Origin of the sequence: Synechococcus sp. RS9909 (assembly GCF_014279595.1) — a bacterium.
In the GTDB taxonomy this organism is placed as follows: Bacteria; Cyanobacteriota; Cyanobacteriia; order PCC-6307; family Cyanobiaceae; genus Synechococcus_C.
On record NZ_CP047943.1, the window covers coordinates 139,104 to 156,278 of the forward strand.

Genomic DNA, 17,175 nt, shown 5'->3' on the forward strand with positions numbered 1-17,175 from the left:
GTTCAAGCCAGCAGCGCTTTGGCTTTGGCCACCACATTCTCCACGGTGAAGCCGAACTTCTCCATGCAGGTGCCGCCGGGCGCGGAGGCGCCGAAGCGATCCATGGTGACGGTGGCGCCATCGAGGCCCACGAAACGATGCCAGCCGAAGGCTTCCGCAGCTTCCACCACGATCCGCTTGCGCACGGCGCTGGGCAGAACCTCTTCCTTGTAGGCGTCGCTTTGCTCATCGAACAGCTCCACGCAAGGCATGGAGACGACGCGCACCTTGTGGCCTTCCGCCGTGAGCTGCTTCGCCGCTTGCACGCAGAGATCGAGTTCAGTGCCGGTGCCGATCAGGATCAGCTCGGGGGTGCCGGCGCAATCCTCGAGGATGTAACCGCCGTGGGCCACCTTGTCGATCGAGGAGTTGGCCTGGTTGGCCATGGCCTGGCGGCTGAGGCAGAGCGCACTCGGACGCTTGCGGTTCTGGATGGCCAGCTTGTAGGCGCCACTGGTTTCGTTGCCGTCGCCGGGGCGGAACACCAGCAGGTTCGGCATCGCCCGCAGAGAAGGGATGGTCTCGATCGGCTGGTGGGTGGGGCCGTCTTCACCAACGCCGATGGAGTCGTGGGTGAGCACATAGATCACACCCAGCTCGCTCAGAGCGGAGAGTCGCATCGAGCCGCGCATGTAGTCGGCGAACACCAGGAAGGTGCCGCCGTAGGGGATCAAGCCGCTGTTGTGGTAGGCGATGCCGTTGAGGATCGCCGCCATGGCGTGCTCGCGCACGCCGAAGTGGAGATAGCGCTTCTCCGGGCTCTCCGGCTGGAAGGAGCCCGTTTCACCGGCGATGTCGGTGTAGTTGGAGTGGGTGAGGTCAGCGGAACCACCGATCAGCTCGGGCAGGTTCGGGCCCAGGGCACCCAGGCAGATCTGGGAGTGCTTGCGGGTGGCCAGACCTTTGTCGTTGGGGGTGTAGGAGGGCAGATCCTTGTCCCAACCCTGGGGCAGCTCACCGCGCAGCATCCGCTCAAATTCGGCGGCTTCGCTGGGGTACTTGCTGCGGTAGCTGGCCAGCGCCTGGTTCCATTCGGCCTCGAGGCTGGCACCGCGTTCGATCGCCTGACGGTATTGGTCGTAGGCCTCCTGGGGCACTTCAAACGGCCCGTGGTTCCAGCCGAGCTGCTTGCGGGTGAGTTCCGCCTCTTCTTCGCCGAGGGGAGCCCCGTGCACTCCGGCCGTATCGCTCTTGTTGGGAGAGCCGTAGCCGATCGTGGTGGTCACCTTGATGATCGACGGCTTGTCGGTGACGGCTTTGGCGGCCTCAATCGCATGGGCGATCGCATTCACGTCGGTGTTGCCATCAGCCACGTGCTGCACGTGCCAGCCGTAAGCCTCGTAGCGCTTGAGCACATCTTCGGTGAAGGACACATCGGTGCGTCCGTCGATGGTGATGTGGTTGTCGTCGTAGAGCGCGATCAGCTTGCCCAGCTTCAGGTGACCCGCCAAAGAGCAGGCTTCCGACGACACACCCTCCTGATTGCAGCCATCGCCCATGATCACGTAGGTGTAGTGATCGACGACCTTGGCGTCGGGCTTGTTGAATTTGGCCGCGAGATGGGCTTCCGCGATCGCCAGGCCCACGGCATTGGAGATGCCGGCACCGAGCGGGCCCGTGGTCACTTCAACGCCAGGGGTCTCGAAGGTTTCCGGGTGGCCGGGGGTTTTGGAGCCCCACTGACGGAACTGCTTGATGTCGTCGATCGTCACCGAGTCGTAGCCGGTGAGGTGCAGCAACGCGTAGAGGAGCATGCAGCCGTGGCCGGCCGAGAGCACGAACCGATCCCGGTTGAACCAGAGGGGGTTTTTGGGGTTGTGCTTCAGGAACTTGTCCCAGAGGGTGTAGCCCATCGGCGCTGCACCCATGGGCAGACCGGGGTGGCCGCTCTTGGATTTGTTGACCGCATCAACGGCCAGCATGCGGATGCTGTTGATGCAGAGGGTGTCGAGGGAAGCGGGCGCGGCGACCATGGCGTGGTGACGAAGTACAGAACAGGGGATGCGCAGAGTCTGAATCAGCGCATGCGACGGAAGGCAAGGCAGACGTTGTGGCCGCCGAAGCCGAAGGAGTTGGAGAGCACCGCATCCAGTGTGGCTTCACGGGCGGTGTTCGGAACGACATCCAGATCACAGTTGGGATCTGGGTTGGCGTAGTTGATCGTGGGGGGCACAACGCCATGGCGGATGGCGAGGATGCTCGCCACCGCTTCGATGCCACCGGAACCTCCCAGCAGGTGACCGGTCATCGATTTGGTGGAGCTCACAGGGATCTGATGGGCCCGATCGCCGAGTGCGCTCTTGATGGCAGCGGTCTCGTTGCTGTCGTTGGCTGGGGTGCTGGTGCCGTGGGCATTGATGTAACCCACACACTCAGGGGCCAGAGCGGCATCGTCGAGCGCCAGGCGGATGGCAGCGGCGCCGCCCACACCACCCGGGGTCGGGGCGGTGATGTGGTGGGCATCACAGGTGGTGCCGTAGCCCACGATCTCCGCCAGCACCGTGGCGCCCCGGGCTTCGGCGTGGGCCAGGGTTTCGAGCACCAGCAGGCCTGCCCCTTCACCGATCACGAAACCGTCCCGCTCGGCGTCAAAGGGGCGACTGGCTGTGGCGGGATCATCGTTGCGGAACGACAACGCCTTGGCGCTGGCGAAACCGGCGACTCCCAGGGGCGTGATCGCCGATTCGGCACCGCCGCAGATCATGGCGTCGGCTTTGCCCAGCTGGAGGATCCGGAAGGCATCACCGATCGCATTGGAGCCGGCGGCGCAGGCGGTGGCTACCGCGGAACTGGGACCCTTAGCGCCGAGGGCGATGGCCGCCAGCCCGGTGGCCATGTTGGGAATCATCATCGGTACCGTGAAGGGGCTGACCCGCCCCGGTCCCTTGTCGGCCAACACGTGGGCCTGGGTCTCCATCGTCAGGAGGCCGCCGACGCCGGAGCCGATGCTGATGCCGATGCGGTGGGCATTGGCGTCGGTGATCTCCAGGCCGGAATCGGCCAGGGCCTGCTTGGCTGCCACCACGCCGAATTTGCAGAACCGATCCCAGCGCTTGGCTTCCTTCGCTTCGAGATAGCCGCTGGGGTCAAAGGCTTTCACTTCCGCCGCGAAGCGGCAGGCGTGGGCGCTGGCATCAAACAGCGTGATCGGAGCCACACCGTTGCGGCCGGAGGTCAGCCCGGTCCAGTAGTCGGCAACCGTGTTGCCGATCGGCGTCACCGCGCCGAGGCCCGTGACCACGACACGTTGGAGACCCTCCACCATCCCGATCCTCAGGCCTGCTTGTCTTCGATGTACTTAACTGCGTCACCCACGGTGGCGATGCCTTCAGCGGCTTCGTCGGGGATTTCGATGTCGAAGGCTTCCTCCAGAGCCATCACCAGCTCGACGGTGTCGAGCGAGTCGGCGCCGAGATCATTCTGGAAATTGGATTCCGGCTTCACGTCGCCGGCATCAACGCTGAGCTGCTCCGCCACGATCGAACGGACTTTTTCGAGGATCGCTTCCTGGGACATGGCCGTGAAGACGGGACGACGCATCCTACGGGCTGGTCTCGCGGTCGTTAACAACGGTGACGGCGACGTGCCACAGGTGGTTCAGCTCCGGTTGTGACGGGTACCTTGGCGCCAAGCCATCAGTTCAGGAACGGGCACATGTCCCACGCCGTCAAGATCTACGACACCTGCATCGGCTGCACCCAGTGTGTGCGTGCCTGCCCTCTGGATGTGCTCGAAATGGTGCCCTGGGACGGCTGCAAGGCCGGTCAGATCGCCTCGTCCCCCCGCACCGAGGATTGCGTCGGTTGCAAGCGCTGCGAAACCGCCTGTCCCACCGACTTCCTCAGCATCCGCGTCTATCTCGGTGATGAAACCAGCCGCAGCATGGGTCTGGCCTACTGATTGAGTGGGTTCATCGATAGGCCATAAGCTCAGCCCGGCGACTGCCGGGCTTTTTTGATATGTGCGGAATCGTTGCGGTGATCGGCTCGCGGGATGCGGCCCCCCTGTTGCTTGAAGGCCTCAGGCAGCTGGAGTATCGCGGTTACGACTCCGCCGGGATCGCCACGGTGGAGGCCACCCAGCTGCATTGCCTCCGGGCCAAGGGCAAGTTGGTGAACCTGGCGGCACGGTTGGAAGCGGAGGGAGCACCGGGCTACTGCGGCATCGGCCACACGCGCTGGGCCACCCATGGCAAACCGGAGGAGCGCAATGCCCATCCCCATCGCGATGGCAGCGGCACGGTGGCGGTGGTGCAGAACGGCATCATCGAGAACCACCGCAGCCTGCGGGAGCAGCTCATGGCTGCAGGCGTGGTGTTCGAGTCGGAGACCGACACCGAGGTGATTCCCCACCTGATCGCAGCCCGGCTGCAGGCATTGCGTTCTGAGGGGCGCCCCGCCGATGGCGCCCTGCTGCTGGAGGCGGTGCAGGCGGTGTTGCCGCAGCTGCAGGGCGCCTATGCCCTGGCGGTGGTGTGGGCGGAGGTTCCCGGCGCCCTGGTGGTGGCCCGCCGGGCGGCGCCGTTGCTGATCGGTCTTGGTGAAGGGGAGTTTGTCTGCGCCAGCGACACGCCGGCTCTCGCCGGGATTACCCGCACGATCCTGCCGATGGAGGACGGGGAAGTCGCCCTGCTCAGCCCTTTGGGCATCGAGCTCTACGACGCTGAGGGTGTGCGGCAGCAGCGCACGCCTTCTCTGTTGAGCGGCACGGATCATGTGGCCGACAAGCGCCATTTCCGCCACTTCATGCTCAAGGAGATCCATGAGCAGCCGGAGACGGCTGAGCTCTGGGTGGCGCGCCATCTCCCCAGCGGTTTGCCGGAGTCGAATCCGGTGGCCTTGCCGTTCGATGAGGCCTTTTACTCCGGGGTGGAGCGGATTCAGATCCTGGCCTGTGGCACCAGTCGTCATGCGGCCTTGGTGGGGGCCTACCTGCTGGAGCAGTTCGCCGGATTGCCCACCAGCGTGTTCTACGCCAGCGAATTCCGTTATGCGCCGCCGCCGCTGGCGCCCCACACCCTCACCATCGGGGTGACCCAGTCGGGGGAAACGGCCGACACCCTCGCCGCCCTGGCGATGGAGGCAGAGCGCCGCCGCGCCCTGGGCGATGACGCCTATGCACCACGCCAGCTGGGGATCACCAACCGGCCTGAGAGTTCCCTGGCCCGCCAGGTGGAGCACATCCTCGACATCGGCGCCGGCATCGAAGTGGGTGTGGCGGCCACCAAAACGTTCCTCGGTCAGCTGCTGGCCTTCTATGCCCTGGCCCTCGCCTTTGCGGCCCGGCGCGGCAGCCGGCCGGTGGCGGAGATCGCAGCTCTGGTGGCGGAGTTGCGCCAGCTTCCCAGCCAGCTCACGCAACTGGTGGAGCGTCACGATCGGGAGTCGGAAGCGCTGGCCCACCGCTTTGCTGAAACCCAGGACGTGATCTTCCTGGGGCGTGGCATCAACTATCCGATCGCGCTGGAGGGAGCGCTCAAGCTCAAGGAGATCAGCTACATCCACGCCGAGGGCTATCCCGCCGGCGAGATGAAGCACGGCCCGATTGCCCTGCTCGATGCCCACGTGCCGGTGGTGTCGATTGCGATGCCCGGCGTGGTGTTCGAGAAGGTGCTGAGCAATGCCCAGGAGGCGAAAGCCCGCGATGCGCAGCTGATCGGTGTGGCACCGGAAGGACCGGACACGGCCCTGTTTGATGCCCTGCTGCCGGTGCCGGAGGTGAGCGAGTGGGTGAGCCCCCTGCTCACGGTGGTGCCGATGCAGTTGTTGAGTTACCACATCGCTGCCCATCGCGGCCTCGATGTGGATCAACCGCGCAACCTGGCCAAGAGCGTCACCGTGGAGTGAGTCGGCTCAGGCCTTGAGCGCGGCTGTGGCGTCGCTGCGGCCATATAGATCGTCGAAGCGGACGATGTCGTCTTCGCCGAGGTAGGCCCCGCTCTGCACCTCGATCATCTCGACGGGGATGCGGCCCGGGTTGCTGAGCCGGTGTTTGCAGCCCAGGGGGATGTAGGTGCTCTGGTTTTCGCCGATCAGCTGCTGTTCGCCGTCGCGCTCCACCAGGGCGGTGCCCTTCACCACAATCCAGTGCTCGGCGCGGTGGTGGTGCATCTGCAACGACAGGCTCGCCCCCGGTTTCACTGAGATCCGTTTCACCTGCCAGCGATGGTCTTCGACCACGCCGGTGTAGGAGCCCCAGGGGCGATAGATCCTGCGGTGGGCCTTGCCTTCGGGGCTTCCGTCGGCCTCCAGCTGCTTCACGATCGTCTTCACGTTCTGGGCCTGGCTGCGGTCGGCGATCAGCACGGCGTCGTCGGTTTCCACCACCACCAGGTTCTCCACCCCCAGGCCCACCACGAGGCGATGCTCGCTGCGCAGGTAGCAATTGCGGCTGCCTTCGCTGATCACCCGGCCGCGCAGCACGTTGCCGTCGTCATCCCGATCGGCCGTATCCCACAGCGCACTCCAGCTGCCCACATCGCTCCAACCCGCCGCCAGGGGCAGCACCGAACCCAGCGCCGTTTTCTCCATCACCGCCACATCGATCGCCACATTCGGGCACTTGGCGAAGGCTTCCCGCTCCAGACGCAGGAAGTCGAGGTCGGCCACGTCCTGCTCCAGGGCGGCGCGGCAGCAGCTCACCACTTCAGGCGCCAGCCGCTCCAGCTCGGCGAGCATGGCGCTGGCCCGGAAGAGGAACATGCCGCTGTTCCAGGTGAAGCGACCGCTGGCGAGGAACTGCTCGGCCGTGGCCCGATCGGGTTTCTCCACAAAGCGGGCAATCGGCACGGGCTGGAGCGATCCCGCCTGCAGTGGTGCTGCCGCTTCGATGTAGCCGTAGCCGGTTTCCGGCGCTGTCGGCACGATCCCGAAGCTCACCAGACGGCCAGCTTCCGCGTCGGCGCGCCCGGCTTCGATCGCGGCACGGAAAAGGGCCGCATCGCGGATCACATGGTCGGCGGCGAGCACCAGCAGCAGCGGATCGTCGCCGCGGGCGGTGGCCTGGAGGGCCGCCACCGCCACCGCCGGTGCCGTGTTGCGCCCCATCGGCTCCAGCAGGATGGCGCCCGGCTCCACACCGATCTGGCGCATCTGTTCGGCCACGATGAAACGGTGGTCGTCGTTGCAGATCAGCAGGGGAGCTGCGAGACCGCTCAGCCCTTCCAGCCGTTGCTGGGTCTGCTGCAGCAGGGTCTCGTCGCCGCTGCCCCCCAGGGGCCAATACTGTTTGGGATAGCTGGCGCGGGAGAGGGGCCAGAGACGGGTGCCGGTGCCGCCGCAGAGGATCACCGGGATCAGGGGGGTGGTCACCGTGGGCTGAGCCGAACGTGGCGCCAGTGTCGCGCAGGGCCCCAGGGGCTGTCAGCTCTTGATGCCGGTGTTTAGAGCTCCAGCAGCCCCGGTGGTGGCGTGAGCAGCAGCCAGCCCTCCTCGAGGTGCACCTCCGGCACGATCGCCTCCACGAAGGGAATCAATTGTTTGCGGCCATCCGTGCGCTCCACCTCCAGCAGGTCGTTGCCACCGCTGATCAGATCGGTGACGCTGCCGATCGCTTCAGCATCGGCCTGGAGCCGCACCTCGAGGCCCACCAGATCGAGCAGGTGAAACTCGCCATCGGCCAGGGCAGGCCGGTCATCGGCGCGCACCAACAGGGTCTGGCCCACCAGGGCTTCGGCGGCGCTGCGGTCGTTGACCCCGTCGAAGCGCACCACGAACAGCTGTTTGCCGGGCAGCTGCCGACCGCTGCTCAGCTCTACGGGGCGGGGTTCGCCGCCACGGGCTTGCAGCCAGCGGGTGCCGGGCGTGGTGAAGCGCTCCGGGAACTCACTGGCGGGATTGATGCGCAGCTCGCCGCCGAGCCCCTGGGCACCCACCACGGTTCCCACCGCCAGCCAGTCGTTCGGCTGTGGAGCGTTGGTGGGTTCAGGCATCGAGCACCTCCACCAGCTCGATCACTTGGCTGGCGATGCTGAGAGCTTGATCGGCATCGCCTGGATCAAACAGATCCGCGGGTGGGGTGGCATCCATTGGGTAACGCGATTGAATCGCCATGCGACTGAGCCCCCGGAGTGGAAGGGCTTGGAGGGCCTGGGTGTCGAGACCGGCTTGGTCGAGTTGTTGGACGAGATCATGCAGCACGTGGGTGTGCGGGGGCTCGATGCCGAGCTCCAGCAGTGCTCCGTTGAGGGATTTCTCGGCGGCTTGTGAGGCGAAATAGCAAGCCTGAGCCAGAAACCCGTTGTCGCGGGCGAGCCGCGCCAAGGCCAGGTCATTCCTGGCCTGATGGAGCCAGGCCTCAGGCCGGGAGTTCATGGCTGTTGTGCGCGTAAAGGTTGTTGCGCAAGTAAAGGCTGGGCATCGCGAGCCACATGGCGCCAGATCACCGACGGATGCTCGGGGAGCTGTTGCCAGGCCACGCGGTCCAGCCCGATCGCGTCCTGGGCGACACCATGCGCGAGCAGCTGATCGGCCCATTGCTCGGCTGCTTCTCGGCTCTCGGCCACCACCAGCAGATCCGTATCGGAGAGGCCATCCCAGTCGCCTCGTGCTCTGGATCCAAACAGATAAATCTGATCAGGCCTGACTGTGCTGCCTGGAGGGGATGAGACCAGCACCTGATCGATGCGTTGTTTCAGCTCAGTGAGCCACTGCGCATGCCGTTGCTGGCGCAACACATGAAAGCTGGTGACGGCAGCCATGCCAACGCCCTGGCAACGTTGTTCCATTCTGGGGTTGATCCTTGCGTCGGCTCCCCTGCGCCAGAATGCGCTCACGATCGCTGCCCGCATCCATGGCCTCCACCGCTCCGATCCTGCCCGGTGCCACGGTGAAGGTGGAGGATCCCCGTTCGATTTACAACGGGTACACCGGGTTCGTGCAGCGGATCAGCGGGGATCGGGCGGCGGTGCTGTTTGAAGGCGGCAACTGGGACAAGCTCGTGACCCTGCGTCTCAGGGATCTGAGCGCCGCCTGAGGGTGATGTGGGCCGGCGTCCGGGTGCAGTTGCGGCGGGTCGTGCTCGACTCCGACACCCGAGCCGGACGCCTCTACAACCTGATCATCTTTGGCACGATTCTGGTGAGTGTGGCGGGGCTGATGGTCGAGCCCCATCCGCTTCATCTCGCTTCTGATGATGCGGTGCCGGCCTGGGTGCACAGCCTTGAGCGGGCCTGCCTGCTGGTGTTCATCGCCGATTTTCTGCTCCACCTCTGGGTCACGCCCCAACCGCTGGTCTATCTGCGCAGCTTCTACGGCCTGATCGACCTCTCGGCGGTGCTGTTCTTTTTTGTACCCCAGATCAGCAGTGGCTTGATCCTCTGGATCTTCAAGTTCGGGCGGGTGCTGCGGGTGTTCAAGCTGCTGCGCTTTCTCGATGAGGCCCAGCTGCTCGGCAACGCCCTGCGCGCCAGTGCCCGCCGCATCGGTGTGTTCCTGTTCTTTGTGGTGATGGCCCAGGTGATGCTGGGGTATGTGATGGTGATGATTGAAAGCAGCCACCCCCAGACGCAGTTCCAGACCGTGGGCCACGGGGTGTATTGGGCGATTGTGACCATGACCACGGTGGGCTACGGCGATGTGGTGCCCCAGACCGTGCTCGGTCGCCTGTTGGCGGCGGTGGTGATGCTGCTCGGCTTCGGGATCATTGCCATCCCCACCGGCATCGTCACGGTGGAGACCATCAATCAGGCCCGGCAGGATCAACGCTCGTGTGGGGACTGCGGCCGCACTGGCCACCGCCACCGGGCCGCCCACTGCGATCAGTGCGGGGCGGTGTTGCCAGAGGCTGTCTCAAGGTCCTGATCCAGTCATTCAGGCGATCGTCAGCAGAATGCCCCTATGAACCGCTCTGCCGATTGGTTGCATCACACCAGGCGGTTGAAAAAGCCCTGAAGGCTTTGCATCTCCATCACGGTCAGCAGAGTTGGGGTCATGGTCTGGGGCGCTCGTTTCGGGATTTGCCGGCCTTCGTCTCCGAACCCTTGGCGGCGAGAGTGCCTGACCTGGAAGACAGGCTTCGGGTGCTGGACGCCCTGTATATCCCTACGCGCTATCCCGATAGCCTTCCAGAAGGTGCTCCAACCGATCACTTCGGTCGCCTGCAGAGTTCTGACGCCATCACCCATGCCAGTGCGCTTGTTGACGCAATCCGTGTGGCGATGGCCAACTCCTGAACAGGTCCTCGCTGATGTACGACTCTGGGCGCAACAGCAGCAGCGTCAGGTGCCCAGTCTTCGTCAGGTGGGGGTGTTCGGCAGCTACGGCCGAGGCTCCGCAGCATTCGGCAGCGACCTGGACCTTCTTCTGGTTGATGCTCAAGCCACCGGCGGCCAGATCGAGCGTCTCCAGGTCTGGCCCCTGGGTGACCTCCCTCTCAGTTGTGATGCTCTGGTGTTGACCCCTGAGGAATTGGATCAACGGCTTTCTGATGGCACTCGGATGGCGGCTGAGCTCAGGCGCGATCTCCGTTGGATGCTTTGATCTCTGCCAAGAGAGCAGCTGCAGCGTGCTGTTCGGCTTCACGCCTGGAGCCGCCCCAGCCCTCAGCGAGGAGATCGGGCAGGCTGACGCGGCAATGGAAGCGGCGCGGGTCGCCGTGGCGCCTGCTGGCCTCGCGGGTGTCGTAGGCCGGTAGGCCCAAAGCCTGGCCCTGGCTCCACTCCTGCAGGGCGGATTTGCTGTTGCCCCGATGCGGATCGGCGAGAACGGCGGCGCTGGTTGGCTGCCAATAGGGCGTCAGCCAGGCCTGCACCGCCTGCAGCCCCCCGATGGCATAGATCGCGCCGATCAGCGCTTCACTGAGTTCGGCGCGCAGGGTGGCGTGGCCGGCGACATCACCGCTGGCCATCGCACCGATCTGCCACCAGCGTGCGATGCCGATCTGCTCTCCCAACTGGGCCAGCCATTGATCGCTCACCAGCTGGGCGCGCAGGGCGGACCGTTCCCCCATCGGCAGCTGGGGCTGGGTGCTGGCAATGAACTCGGTGGCGGCCAGGCGCAGCACCGCATCGCCGAGAAATTCCAGCTGCTCGTGATGGGGATGCAGGCCGCTGGAGGTGTGGGTGAGCGCTTCATTGAGCTGGGCAAGCTCGTCGTCCTTGAGCGGCAGCGGCGGGCTAAGGCCGAGTTGCTGCCAGAGCTGCTCCAATTGCTCGCGACGGGCGGCATCGATTGGCGATGGTCGGGGCACTGCCATGGCGCAGGCGCGGCATTTCCCATGATTGCCTTCGAAGACCATTGGGGCCGGTTCTGGTGGAAGACGTTGTTGCTGTGTGCACTCTTTGGCCATGACCTATTGGCTCAGCAAGATCCTGCCCCTGGCCCTGCTGCCCCTGGGGCTCAGCCTGATGCTGTTGCTGCTGGGGTTGTCGATGCGCTGGCGCTGGCCCCTGATCGGTGCCCTTGCCCTGCTCTGGTTCTTTTCGCTTGGTCTGGTGAGTCAGGTGCTCTGGCGTTGGTTGGAAGCGCCCTGGCAGCGCTTGCCTGCGGCTGCAGCCCCAACGGCCGATGCGATTGTGGTGCTCAGTGGCGGCCGCCACCCCGCCCCCGGTGCCGCCCGGGTGAGAGAGTGGGAGGACCCCGATCGCTTCCTGGCTGGCCTCGATCTCTACCGCGCCGGCAAGGCGCCGCGGCTTCTGTTCACCGGCGGTGCCAGCCCCTTCCGGCCCGGTCAGCCACCGGAAGGTCAGCGCTATCTCGCCGAAGCGGAGCAGCTGGGTATTCCTTCCGAGGCCATGGCCAGCACGCCGGTGGTGGTGAACACCGCCGAGGAAGCGGTGGCGATTCGGCGGCTGCTCCAGGCTCCCTCCGCCAGAATCCTTCTGGTCACCAGTGCGTTCCATATGCGCCGGGCCCAGCGGCTGTTCGAGCGGCAGGGGCTGGAGGTGAAGCCGTTTCCGGTGGATTTTCAAACCCGTGGGGCCTGGGCCGGCTCCCTGTGGCGGGATCCCAGCCAGTGGCTGCCAACAGCTCAGGCTCTCGATCACAGTTCCCGCGCTCTGCGCGAGTTGTTGGGGCGACTGGTCTATCGAGCTTGGTGAAGAGTCACTGAGCCAAGGGGGTGAAAGCAGGACATAAGCCGGGTTCTGTTCTCCCTTCCGGGGAAGGGGGGTGGTCATCTATCTGGGATCGCCGTTACCGACGACCTCGAGCGGCACGTTGTTGGCGGAACGGGGCTGATGGCCAACCGTCGTTCCTGGGCCTTGCTCCCGGCCGGGGTTTACCGAGCCAGCACCTCTCGATGCTGCTGGTGCGCTCTTACCGCACCTTTGCACCCTTGCCTGTGCCGGCGAGCCGGCCATCGGCGGTGTGTTTCTGTGGCACTCTCCTCACGGTCACCCGCACTGGGCGTTACCCAGCAAGCCTGGCCATCGGGGAGCCCGGACTTTCCTCAACCGAGCCCATCGCCCCGTGGGACGACGCCTCGATCGCGACCACCTCGCCTGCTTTCAAACCCCATAATGGCCATTGAGGGGCTGTAGCTCAGCCGGATAGAGCGACGGTTTCCTAAACCGTAGGTCGTGGGTTCGAGTCCCGCCAGCCCCGTAGTCGACACTACATTTGGTGGGGTGGTCAGATCGTGCACCCCCGCTAGCGTTGCGCCAGTGAACCCGGTGCCATGACCCAGCTTCACGATCTGCGGCTGAGGCTCCTTGTTCAGCAGGAAAGCGAGCGCATCGCCGACTCCCAGCCCACCGATCTCGACCTCTCGGTGGTGCAGGCCCGCTGCCTCTGCTGGTTGGCCCTGCTGGCCGAAGCGCACGAAGACCAGGCCAGCGATGCCGAGCGTCGTGGCGACACCGAGCAGGCGATGGGCTGGTTTGCCGATTCCATGCGCCTCCGCGATGTGATTCAGGTGGTGAGTTCGATCGAAATTCCCCTCCCGGGTGCTGTCGATGACAGTGCCGATGGTCCTGATTCAGAGGGCGGAGATCAGGGTTTTTCGGGGGATTTTTCGGGAGAACCGCCCCTGGCAGCGTGATCAGGTGCCATAGTGGAAATTGATCTAGAGGGTCTGCGGTGCCTGAAGAGCCCTGTCAATGCCCTGACTGCCAACGCTTCTACCGGGAGCACGACCGTCTGATCCGTGAATGCCCCACCCTGCGTCAGCAGCAGGAACTTTCTTGGGCCGCTCTGCAGGCGTTCCGCACCCTGTCGGGGCGTGTGCTGGAAGACCTGCAGAAGCAGCACGGCGCCCGCACTTCCGAATCTCAGGCCCACGCCACCCCTGTGGGCGGCACTGAGGAGCCGGCCGACGCGATTCAGCAGGCGATGGCCGATCTGGAAAACATCAATGCCCACCTCTTCTCGATCGAGGCCTTGATGGAGCGCATCTTTGATGTGCGTGTGCCCGACGACATCGAGCAGAAGTTCCGCGAGCTGGCCGGTGAACTTGCCCCTGATCCGCTCAATGCTGATCGGTTGCGTCTCAACCGCCTGCTCCATCAGACCCCCGACCTGCCCGATCGCGGCTGACGATCAGCAGCTCGCTCTCTCACTGGCTTGACTGCTCACTGGCTCACCCGTTCACTGAGGCGGGCGATCATTCCCTCTTCATCGGCGGGCACCACCTGAATCTCCAGATCGGGGATCCAGGAGAGCGCATCGGCCAGTTCCTGTCTTAGCGCCCCATCGTGTTCGCCGATGCCGCCCGTGAGCGCGAGCACGTCGACGCCGCCCAGGCTTGCGGCCATGGCGCCGAGTTCCTGCAGCAATCGGTGGCGGAACACCGCCAGCGCCAGTGATGCACCGGCATGGCCAGCGGCGGCCTGCTCACGGATCTCGCGCATGTCGCCGCTCAGCCCTGAGAGGCCCTTGAGGCCGGCCCGTTTCTGCAGCAGCTCCGCCAGTTCCGCCTCGCTGAAGCCTTCTCGCATCAACTCCAGCAGCACGCCGGGGTCGACGCTGCCGCTGCGGGTGGCCATCACCAGCCCCTCCAGCGGCGTGTAGCCCATGGTGGTGTCGATGCAGCGGCCGCCGCGCACCGCCGCCAACGACGCCCCCGCCCCAAGATGGGCGCTGATCAGGCGCAGCTGACTGGAATCACGGCCCTGGGCCTGCCACTGCGCGGCCACGGTTTCCGCCACGTGCTGATGGTTGAGGCCATGAAAGCCGAAGCGTCGCAGCCCCCGGGCGCGCAGTTCTGCCGGCAGCGCGTAGGTGCGGGCCGCTTCCGGCAGGGTGCTGTGGAAAGCGGTGTCGAAACAGGCCCACTGCGGCAGCTCCGGCGCCCAGGCCCGGGCCCAGGCGATGCCCGTCAGGGCCGGCGGATTGTGCAGCGGTGCCAGCGGGATCAGCGTTTGCAGCTCCTGCTCCACCGCCGCATCGATCCGGGTGGGGGCGATGAAGCGTTCACCGCCATGCACCACGCGGTGGCCGATGCGCACCAGCGCCTGGCGATGGTCGGCCAGGGCCGGCGCCAGCCAGTCGTCCAGCACGCTATGGAGCTCCTCCCCGTGAGCCAGGCTGCGCCCCCGGTGCCAGCAGGCCAGCCCACCCTGTTCGAGCAGGGCGGCCTTGAGGCTGGAGCTGCCCAGGTTGATCACCAGGGTGAGCGGAGCCATCAGCGCACGTCGCAGGTGATCTCCACGTTCAGGGGCTGCACGTTCCAGATCGACTCGCAATACTCCCGGATCGAGCGATCGGAGGAGAAGAAGCCGGTGCGGGCCGTGTTCAGCAGCGACATCCGGTTCCAGTGCTGGCGATCGTGCCAGGCGCGGCTCACCGCGTCCTGGGCGCGCAGGTAATCGGCGAAATCCGCCATCACGAAGAAGGGATCGCTGCCGGTGAGGTTGTCGAGCAATGGCCGGAACAGGTCGCTGTCGCCATTGCTGAAGTGACCGATCTCCACCAGGCGGATCGCTTCGGCGAGTTCGGGCAGCGACTGGATCACCTCCCAGGGGCGGTAGCCGCTGTGCTTGAGGGCGCCGATCTCCTCCACCGTTTTGCCGAACAGGAAGAAGTTCTCACCGCCCACCCGCTCGCGGATCTCCACATTGGCGCCATCGAGGGTGCCGATGGTGAGGGCCCCGTTCATGGCGAACTTCATGTTGCCCGTGCCGGAGGCCTCCTTGCCGGCGGTGGAGATCTGCTCCGACAGGTCGGAAGCGGGATAGACCTGCTCGCCCAGCTTCACGTTGTAGTCGGGCAGGAACACCACCCGCAGGCGACCATCCATGTCGGGGTCGGCATTCACCGTTTCGGCGATGCCGTTGATGAAGCGGATGATCAGCTTGGCCATGTAATACCCCGGGGCGGCCTTGCCGCCGAAGATCACCGTGCGCGGCGCCATGCCATCGGCCTGGCCGTTCTTGATCCGCAGGTACTGGGTGATCACCTGCAGGGCATTGAGGTGCTGGCGCTTGTATTCGTGGATGCGCTTCACCTGCACATCGAACAGGCTGGCGGGATCCACCAGCACACCGGTGTGGCGGTGGATGTAACCCGACAGTTTGCGCTTCACCGACAGCTTGGTGGCGCCCCAGTGCTCGAGGAAGCCGGAATCGTGCTGCCGCTCCTCCAGCCGGCGCAGCTGCTCCATGTCGGTGATCCACCCTTCGCCGATGTGCTCATCGAGCAGGGTGGCCAGCTCGGGGTTGGCCAAGGCCACCCAGCGCCGGGGGGTGACGCCGTTGGTCACGTTGGTGAACTTCTCCGGCCAGAGCTCGGCGAATTCCGGCAGCAGCTGGCTCTTCACCAGGTCGGAGTGGAGGGCGGCCACGCCGTTGACGTGATGGGCGCCGATCGTGGCCAGGTGGGCCATGCGCACCGCCTTGCCTCCTTCTTCATCAATGATGGAGAGCTTGCGCTGGATCGCATCGTTGCCGGGGTAGCGCAGACGCACCTGCTGCAGGAAGCGACGGTTGATCTCGTAGATCAGCTCCAGGTGGCGGGGCAGCAGGTCGGCAAACAGGCCGAGATCCCACTTCTCCAGGGCTTCCGGCAGCAGGGTGTGGTTGGTGTAGGCCACCGAGCGGCTGGTGATGTCCCAGGCCTTGTCCCACTCCAGATGGCGATCATCGATCAGCAGCCGCATCAGCTCGGCCACGGCGATCGCCGGGTGGGTGTCGTTGAGCTGAACGGTCCAGTAGTTGGGGAAGTCCTCCACGGCCAGGCCGCGGTGGTCGAGGCTGCGCAGCATGTCCTGCAGCGAGCAGCTCACGAAGAAGTGCTGCTGCTTGAGGCGCAGGCGGCGGCCTTCATCGGTGCCGTCATTCGGATAGAGCACCTTGGAGAGGGTTTCGCTGCCCACCTTCTCCTCCACGGCGCCGTAGTAATCGCCGATGTTGAAGGCGTAGAAGTCGAAGCTTTCGGTGGCATCGGCGCGCCAGAGCCGCAGCCGATCGCAGGTGTTCACCCGGTAGCCCAACACGGGCACGTCGTGGGGCACACCGATCGCATGCTCGGCCGGGATCCAGCGGGAGCGGTAATTGCCCTTGTCGTCGATGTAGCTCTCGGTGCGGCCGCCGAAGCCCACGAAGCAGGCCTCATCCGGCTGGGGCAGTTCCCAGGGCCAGCCCCCCTTGAGCCACTTGTCGGTGACCTCCACCTGCCAGCCATCGCGAATCAGCTGATCGAAGATGCCGAACTCGTAGCGGATGCCGTAGCCGGTGGCGGGCACCTGCAGGCTGGCCAGGGATTCCATGTAGCAGGCGGCGAGGCGACCGAGGCCGCCGTTGCCGAGGCCGGGCTCCTCCTCCACTTCGAGGATCTGCTGAAGCGACTCGATGCCGAAGCGCTTCAGCGCTTCCTCCGCCGCCTGCTGCATGCCCAGGTTGAGCAGGTTGTTGTTGAGCTGCGGGCCGATCAGGAACTCCGCCGACAGGTAGGCGACGCTGCGCTGCGGCTGGGCCCGGATCGCCTCCAGGCTCGCCAGATAGCGAGTCATCAGGCGGTCGCGCACCGCGTAGCTCAGAGCCATGTAGAGGTCATGGCGGCTGGCGGTGGGGGCGAGCTTGCCGAGCGTGAAGAAGAGGTGCTCGGTCATGCCGTCAAAGACGGCGTCGGCCTCCAGGCCGGCCCGTTCCGGGTCGGCGTAGCAGCCGGGGGTGGGCAGACGCAGATCGAGGCGTTGGGAGGGTGTGCTGCTCATGGAGTGGGAAAGGGTGAGTCGGGAACGCTGATGTGACAACCGATGGAC

General features: G+C 65.4%; 19 protein-coding genes, 1 tRNA gene and 1 other RNA gene. 10 read left to right on the forward strand and 11 right to left on the reverse strand.

Translation table 11 applies throughout. The features are described from left to right. Positions 1–2 precede the first annotated feature (2 nt). The 3 genes from tkt to acpP are packed head-to-tail and all read right to left on the reverse strand — an operon-like array spanning position 3 to position 3,555. Positions 3–2,012 (reverse strand): transketolase, encoded by a 2,010-nt coding sequence (gene tkt / locus SynRS9909_RS00720; RefSeq protein WP_007100994.1) that lies wholly within the window; start codon positions 2,010–2,012, stop codon positions 3–5. A 44-nt stretch (positions 2,013–2,056) separates the two neighbouring features. Further along, a complete protein-coding gene (gene fabF, locus SynRS9909_RS00725) occupies positions 2,057–3,304 on the reverse strand; it encodes a beta-ketoacyl-ACP synthase II (RefSeq protein WP_007100993.1) in 1,248 nt (415 codons plus the stop codon). Between the two features lie 8 nt (positions 3,305–3,312). Beyond that, positions 3,313–3,555, reverse strand: a complete 243-nt coding sequence (gene acpP / locus SynRS9909_RS00730) for an acyl carrier protein (protein ID WP_007100992.1) — start codon at positions 3,553–3,555, stop codon at positions 3,313–3,315. Positions 3,556–3,693: 138 nt separating this feature from the next. Here acpP and psaC point away from each other — a divergent pair, with 138 nt between their 5' ends. Both psaC and glmS read left to right on the forward strand, forming a co-directional pair. Beyond that, positions 3,694–3,939, forward strand: coding sequence for a photosystem I iron-sulfur center protein PsaC (gene psaC, locus SynRS9909_RS00735; protein ID WP_007099573.1), 246 nt, complete (start codon positions 3,694–3,696; stop codon positions 3,937–3,939). 59 nt (positions 3,940–3,998) lie between these two features. Beyond that, positions 3,999–5,885: a glutamine--fructose-6-phosphate transaminase (isomerizing) gene (glmS, locus tag SynRS9909_RS00740; protein WP_007100991.1), complete on the forward strand. Its 1,887-nt coding sequence runs from the start codon at positions 3,999–4,001 to the stop codon at positions 5,883–5,885. 6 nt (positions 5,886–5,891) lie between these two features. Here the strand turns inward: glmS and SynRS9909_RS00745 are convergent, their stop codons facing one another. The 4 genes from SynRS9909_RS00745 to SynRS9909_RS00760 all read right to left on the reverse strand — a co-directional run bounded on the left by SynRS9909_RS00745 (position 5,892) and on the right by SynRS9909_RS00760 (position 8,737). Further along, positions 5,892–7,349: a mannose-1-phosphate guanylyltransferase/mannose-6-phosphate isomerase gene (locus tag SynRS9909_RS00745; protein WP_007100990.1), complete on the reverse strand. Its 1,458-nt coding sequence runs from the start codon at positions 7,347–7,349 to the stop codon at positions 5,892–5,894. 71 nt (positions 7,350–7,420) lie between these two features. Next, positions 7,421–7,969 (reverse strand): ribosome maturation factor RimM, encoded by a 549-nt coding sequence (gene rimM / locus SynRS9909_RS00750; protein WP_007100989.1) that lies wholly within the window; start codon positions 7,967–7,969, stop codon positions 7,421–7,423. Next, positions 7,962–8,351: a HEPN domain-containing protein gene (locus SynRS9909_RS00755; protein WP_007100988.1), complete on the reverse strand. Its 390-nt coding sequence runs from the start codon at positions 8,349–8,351 to the stop codon at positions 7,962–7,964. Before SynRS9909_RS00755 ends, rimM begins: the two co-directional genes overlap by 8 nt. After that, complete coding sequence (locus tag SynRS9909_RS00760; RefSeq protein WP_038001744.1) at positions 8,348–8,737, reverse strand: nucleotidyltransferase domain-containing protein; 390 nt, start codon at positions 8,735–8,737, stop codon at positions 8,348–8,350. Before SynRS9909_RS00760 ends, SynRS9909_RS00755 begins: the two co-directional genes overlap by 4 nt. 92 nt (positions 8,738–8,829) lie before the next feature. Between SynRS9909_RS00760 and SynRS9909_RS00765 the strand changes: the two genes are divergently transcribed. Genes SynRS9909_RS00765 through SynRS9909_RS00780 form a run of 4 tightly spaced genes read left to right on the forward strand, consistent with a single transcriptional unit; the run spans position 8,830 to position 10,517 of the window. Next, a complete protein-coding gene (locus tag SynRS9909_RS00765; protein WP_007100986.1) occupies positions 8,830–9,012 on the forward strand; it encodes an NAD(P)H dehydrogenase subunit NdhS in 183 nt (60 codons plus the stop codon). A gap of 5 nt (positions 9,013–9,017) precedes the next feature. Beyond that, positions 9,018–9,839 (forward strand): ion transporter, encoded by an 822-nt coding sequence (locus SynRS9909_RS00770; RefSeq protein ID WP_007100985.1) that lies wholly within the window; start codon positions 9,018–9,020, stop codon positions 9,837–9,839. Beyond that, the gene (locus SynRS9909_RS00775; RefSeq protein WP_240307732.1) at positions 9,800–10,210 is read left to right on the forward strand and encodes a HEPN domain-containing protein; all 411 of its coding nucleotides are present in this window, start codon (positions 9,800–9,802) and stop codon (positions 10,208–10,210) included. Before SynRS9909_RS00770 ends, SynRS9909_RS00775 begins: the two co-directional genes overlap by 40 nt. A 49-nt stretch (positions 10,211–10,259) precedes the next feature. Further along, on the forward strand, positions 10,260–10,517 hold the full coding sequence (locus SynRS9909_RS00780) for a nucleotidyltransferase domain-containing protein (RefSeq protein WP_240307731.1): 258 nt from the start codon (positions 10,260–10,262) through the stop codon (positions 10,515–10,517). Here the strand turns inward: SynRS9909_RS00780 and SynRS9909_RS00785 are convergent. Further along, complete coding sequence (locus SynRS9909_RS00785; protein ID WP_050752461.1) at positions 10,489–11,232, reverse strand: ribonuclease III family protein; 744 nt, start codon at positions 11,230–11,232, stop codon at positions 10,489–10,491. The two genes, SynRS9909_RS00780 and SynRS9909_RS00785, sit on opposite strands and share 29 nt — an antisense overlap. A gap of 91 nt (positions 11,233–11,323) precedes the next feature. On the opposite strand from SynRS9909_RS00785, the gene SynRS9909_RS00790 reads away from it, so the two are divergent. Beyond that, on the forward strand, positions 11,324–12,076 hold the full coding sequence (locus SynRS9909_RS00790) for a YdcF family protein (protein ID WP_186593772.1): 753 nt from the start codon (positions 11,324–11,326) through the stop codon (positions 12,074–12,076). 18 nt (positions 12,077–12,094) lie between these two features. Here SynRS9909_RS00790 and rnpB read toward each other — a convergent pair. After that, an RNA gene (gene rnpB / locus SynRS9909_RS00795) (RNase P RNA component class A) lies at positions 12,095–12,486 on the reverse strand. A 21-nt stretch (positions 12,487–12,507) separates the two neighbouring features. Here rnpB and SynRS9909_RS00800 point away from each other — a divergent pair. The 3 genes from SynRS9909_RS00800 (at position 12,508) to SynRS9909_RS00810 (ending at position 13,511) form a co-directional block, all read left to right on the forward strand. Further along, positions 12,508–12,581: transfer RNA gene (locus tag SynRS9909_RS00800), tRNA-Arg, on the forward strand. Positions 12,582–12,654: 73 nt separating this feature from the next. Next, a complete protein-coding gene (locus SynRS9909_RS00805; protein WP_007100980.1) occupies positions 12,655–13,017 on the forward strand; it encodes a hypothetical protein in 363 nt (120 codons plus the stop codon). A 38-nt stretch (positions 13,018–13,055) separates the two neighbouring features. Next, positions 13,056–13,511: a hypothetical protein gene (locus SynRS9909_RS00810; protein WP_007100979.1), complete on the forward strand. Its 456-nt coding sequence runs from the start codon at positions 13,056–13,058 to the stop codon at positions 13,509–13,511. A gap of 35 nt (positions 13,512–13,546) precedes the next feature. On the opposite strand, the gene SynRS9909_RS00815 is transcribed toward SynRS9909_RS00810, so the two are convergent. Beyond that, complete coding sequence (locus tag SynRS9909_RS00815) at positions 13,547–14,599, reverse strand: acetate/propionate family kinase (protein ID WP_007100978.1); 1,053 nt, start codon at positions 14,597–14,599, stop codon at positions 13,547–13,549. After that, positions 14,599–17,127 (reverse strand): glycogen/starch/alpha-glucan phosphorylase, encoded by a 2,529-nt coding sequence (locus SynRS9909_RS00820; RefSeq protein ID WP_007100977.1) that lies wholly within the window; start codon positions 17,125–17,127, stop codon positions 14,599–14,601. The genes SynRS9909_RS00815 and SynRS9909_RS00820 overlap by 1 nt, the downstream gene beginning before the upstream one ends. Positions 17,128–17,175: the final 48 nt, after the last annotated feature.

What these genes read in the sequence shown, in the direction of transcription:
- psaC (WP_007099573.1), top strand. Translation starts at nt 3,694, where the DNA reads ATGTCCCACGCCGTCAAGATCTACGACACCTGCATCGGCTGCACCCAG.
- rimM (WP_007100989.1), bottom strand. Translation starts at nt 7,969, where the DNA reads ATGCCTGAACCCACCAACGCTCCACAGCCGAACGACTGGCTGGCGGTG.
- SynRS9909_RS00790 (WP_186593772.1), top strand. Translation starts at nt 11,324, where the DNA reads ATGACCTATTGGCTCAGCAAGATCCTGCCCCTGGCCCTGCTGCCCCTG.
- SynRS9909_RS00815 (WP_007100978.1), bottom strand. Translation starts at nt 14,599, where the DNA reads ATGGCTCCGCTCACCCTGGTGATCAACCTGGGCAGCTCCAGCCTCAAG.
- SynRS9909_RS00805 (WP_007100980.1), top strand. Translation starts at nt 12,655, where the DNA reads ATGACCCAGCTTCACGATCTGCGGCTGAGGCTCCTTGTTCAGCAGGAA.
- fabF (WP_007100993.1), bottom strand. Translation starts at nt 3,304, where the DNA reads ATGGTGGAGGGTCTCCAACGTGTCGTGGTCACGGGCCTCGGCGCGGTG.
- tkt (WP_007100994.1), bottom strand. Translation starts at nt 2,012, where the DNA reads ATGGTCGCCGCGCCCGCTTCCCTCGACACCCTCTGCATCAACAGCATC.
- SynRS9909_RS00820 (WP_007100977.1), bottom strand. Translation starts at nt 17,127, where the DNA reads ATGAGCAGCACACCCTCCCAACGCCTCGATCTGCGTCTGCCCACCCCC.
- SynRS9909_RS00770 (WP_007100985.1), top strand. Translation starts at nt 9,018, where the DNA reads ATGTGGGCCGGCGTCCGGGTGCAGTTGCGGCGGGTCGTGCTCGACTCC.
- SynRS9909_RS00760 (WP_038001744.1), bottom strand. Translation starts at nt 8,737, where the DNA reads ATGGCTGCCGTCACCAGCTTTCATGTGTTGCGCCAGCAACGGCATGCG.
- glmS (WP_007100991.1), top strand. Translation starts at nt 3,999, where the DNA reads ATGTGCGGAATCGTTGCGGTGATCGGCTCGCGGGATGCGGCCCCCCTG.
- SynRS9909_RS00755 (WP_007100988.1), bottom strand. Translation starts at nt 8,351, where the DNA reads ATGAACTCCCGGCCTGAGGCCTGGCTCCATCAGGCCAGGAATGACCTG.
- SynRS9909_RS00765 (WP_007100986.1), top strand. Translation starts at nt 8,830, where the DNA reads ATGGCCTCCACCGCTCCGATCCTGCCCGGTGCCACGGTGAAGGTGGAG.
- SynRS9909_RS00785 (WP_050752461.1), bottom strand. Translation starts at nt 11,232, where the DNA reads ATGGCAGTGCCCCGACCATCGCCAATCGATGCCGCCCGTCGCGAGCAA.
- acpP (WP_007100992.1), bottom strand. Translation starts at nt 3,555, where the DNA reads ATGTCCCAGGAAGCGATCCTCGAAAAAGTCCGTTCGATCGTGGCGGAG.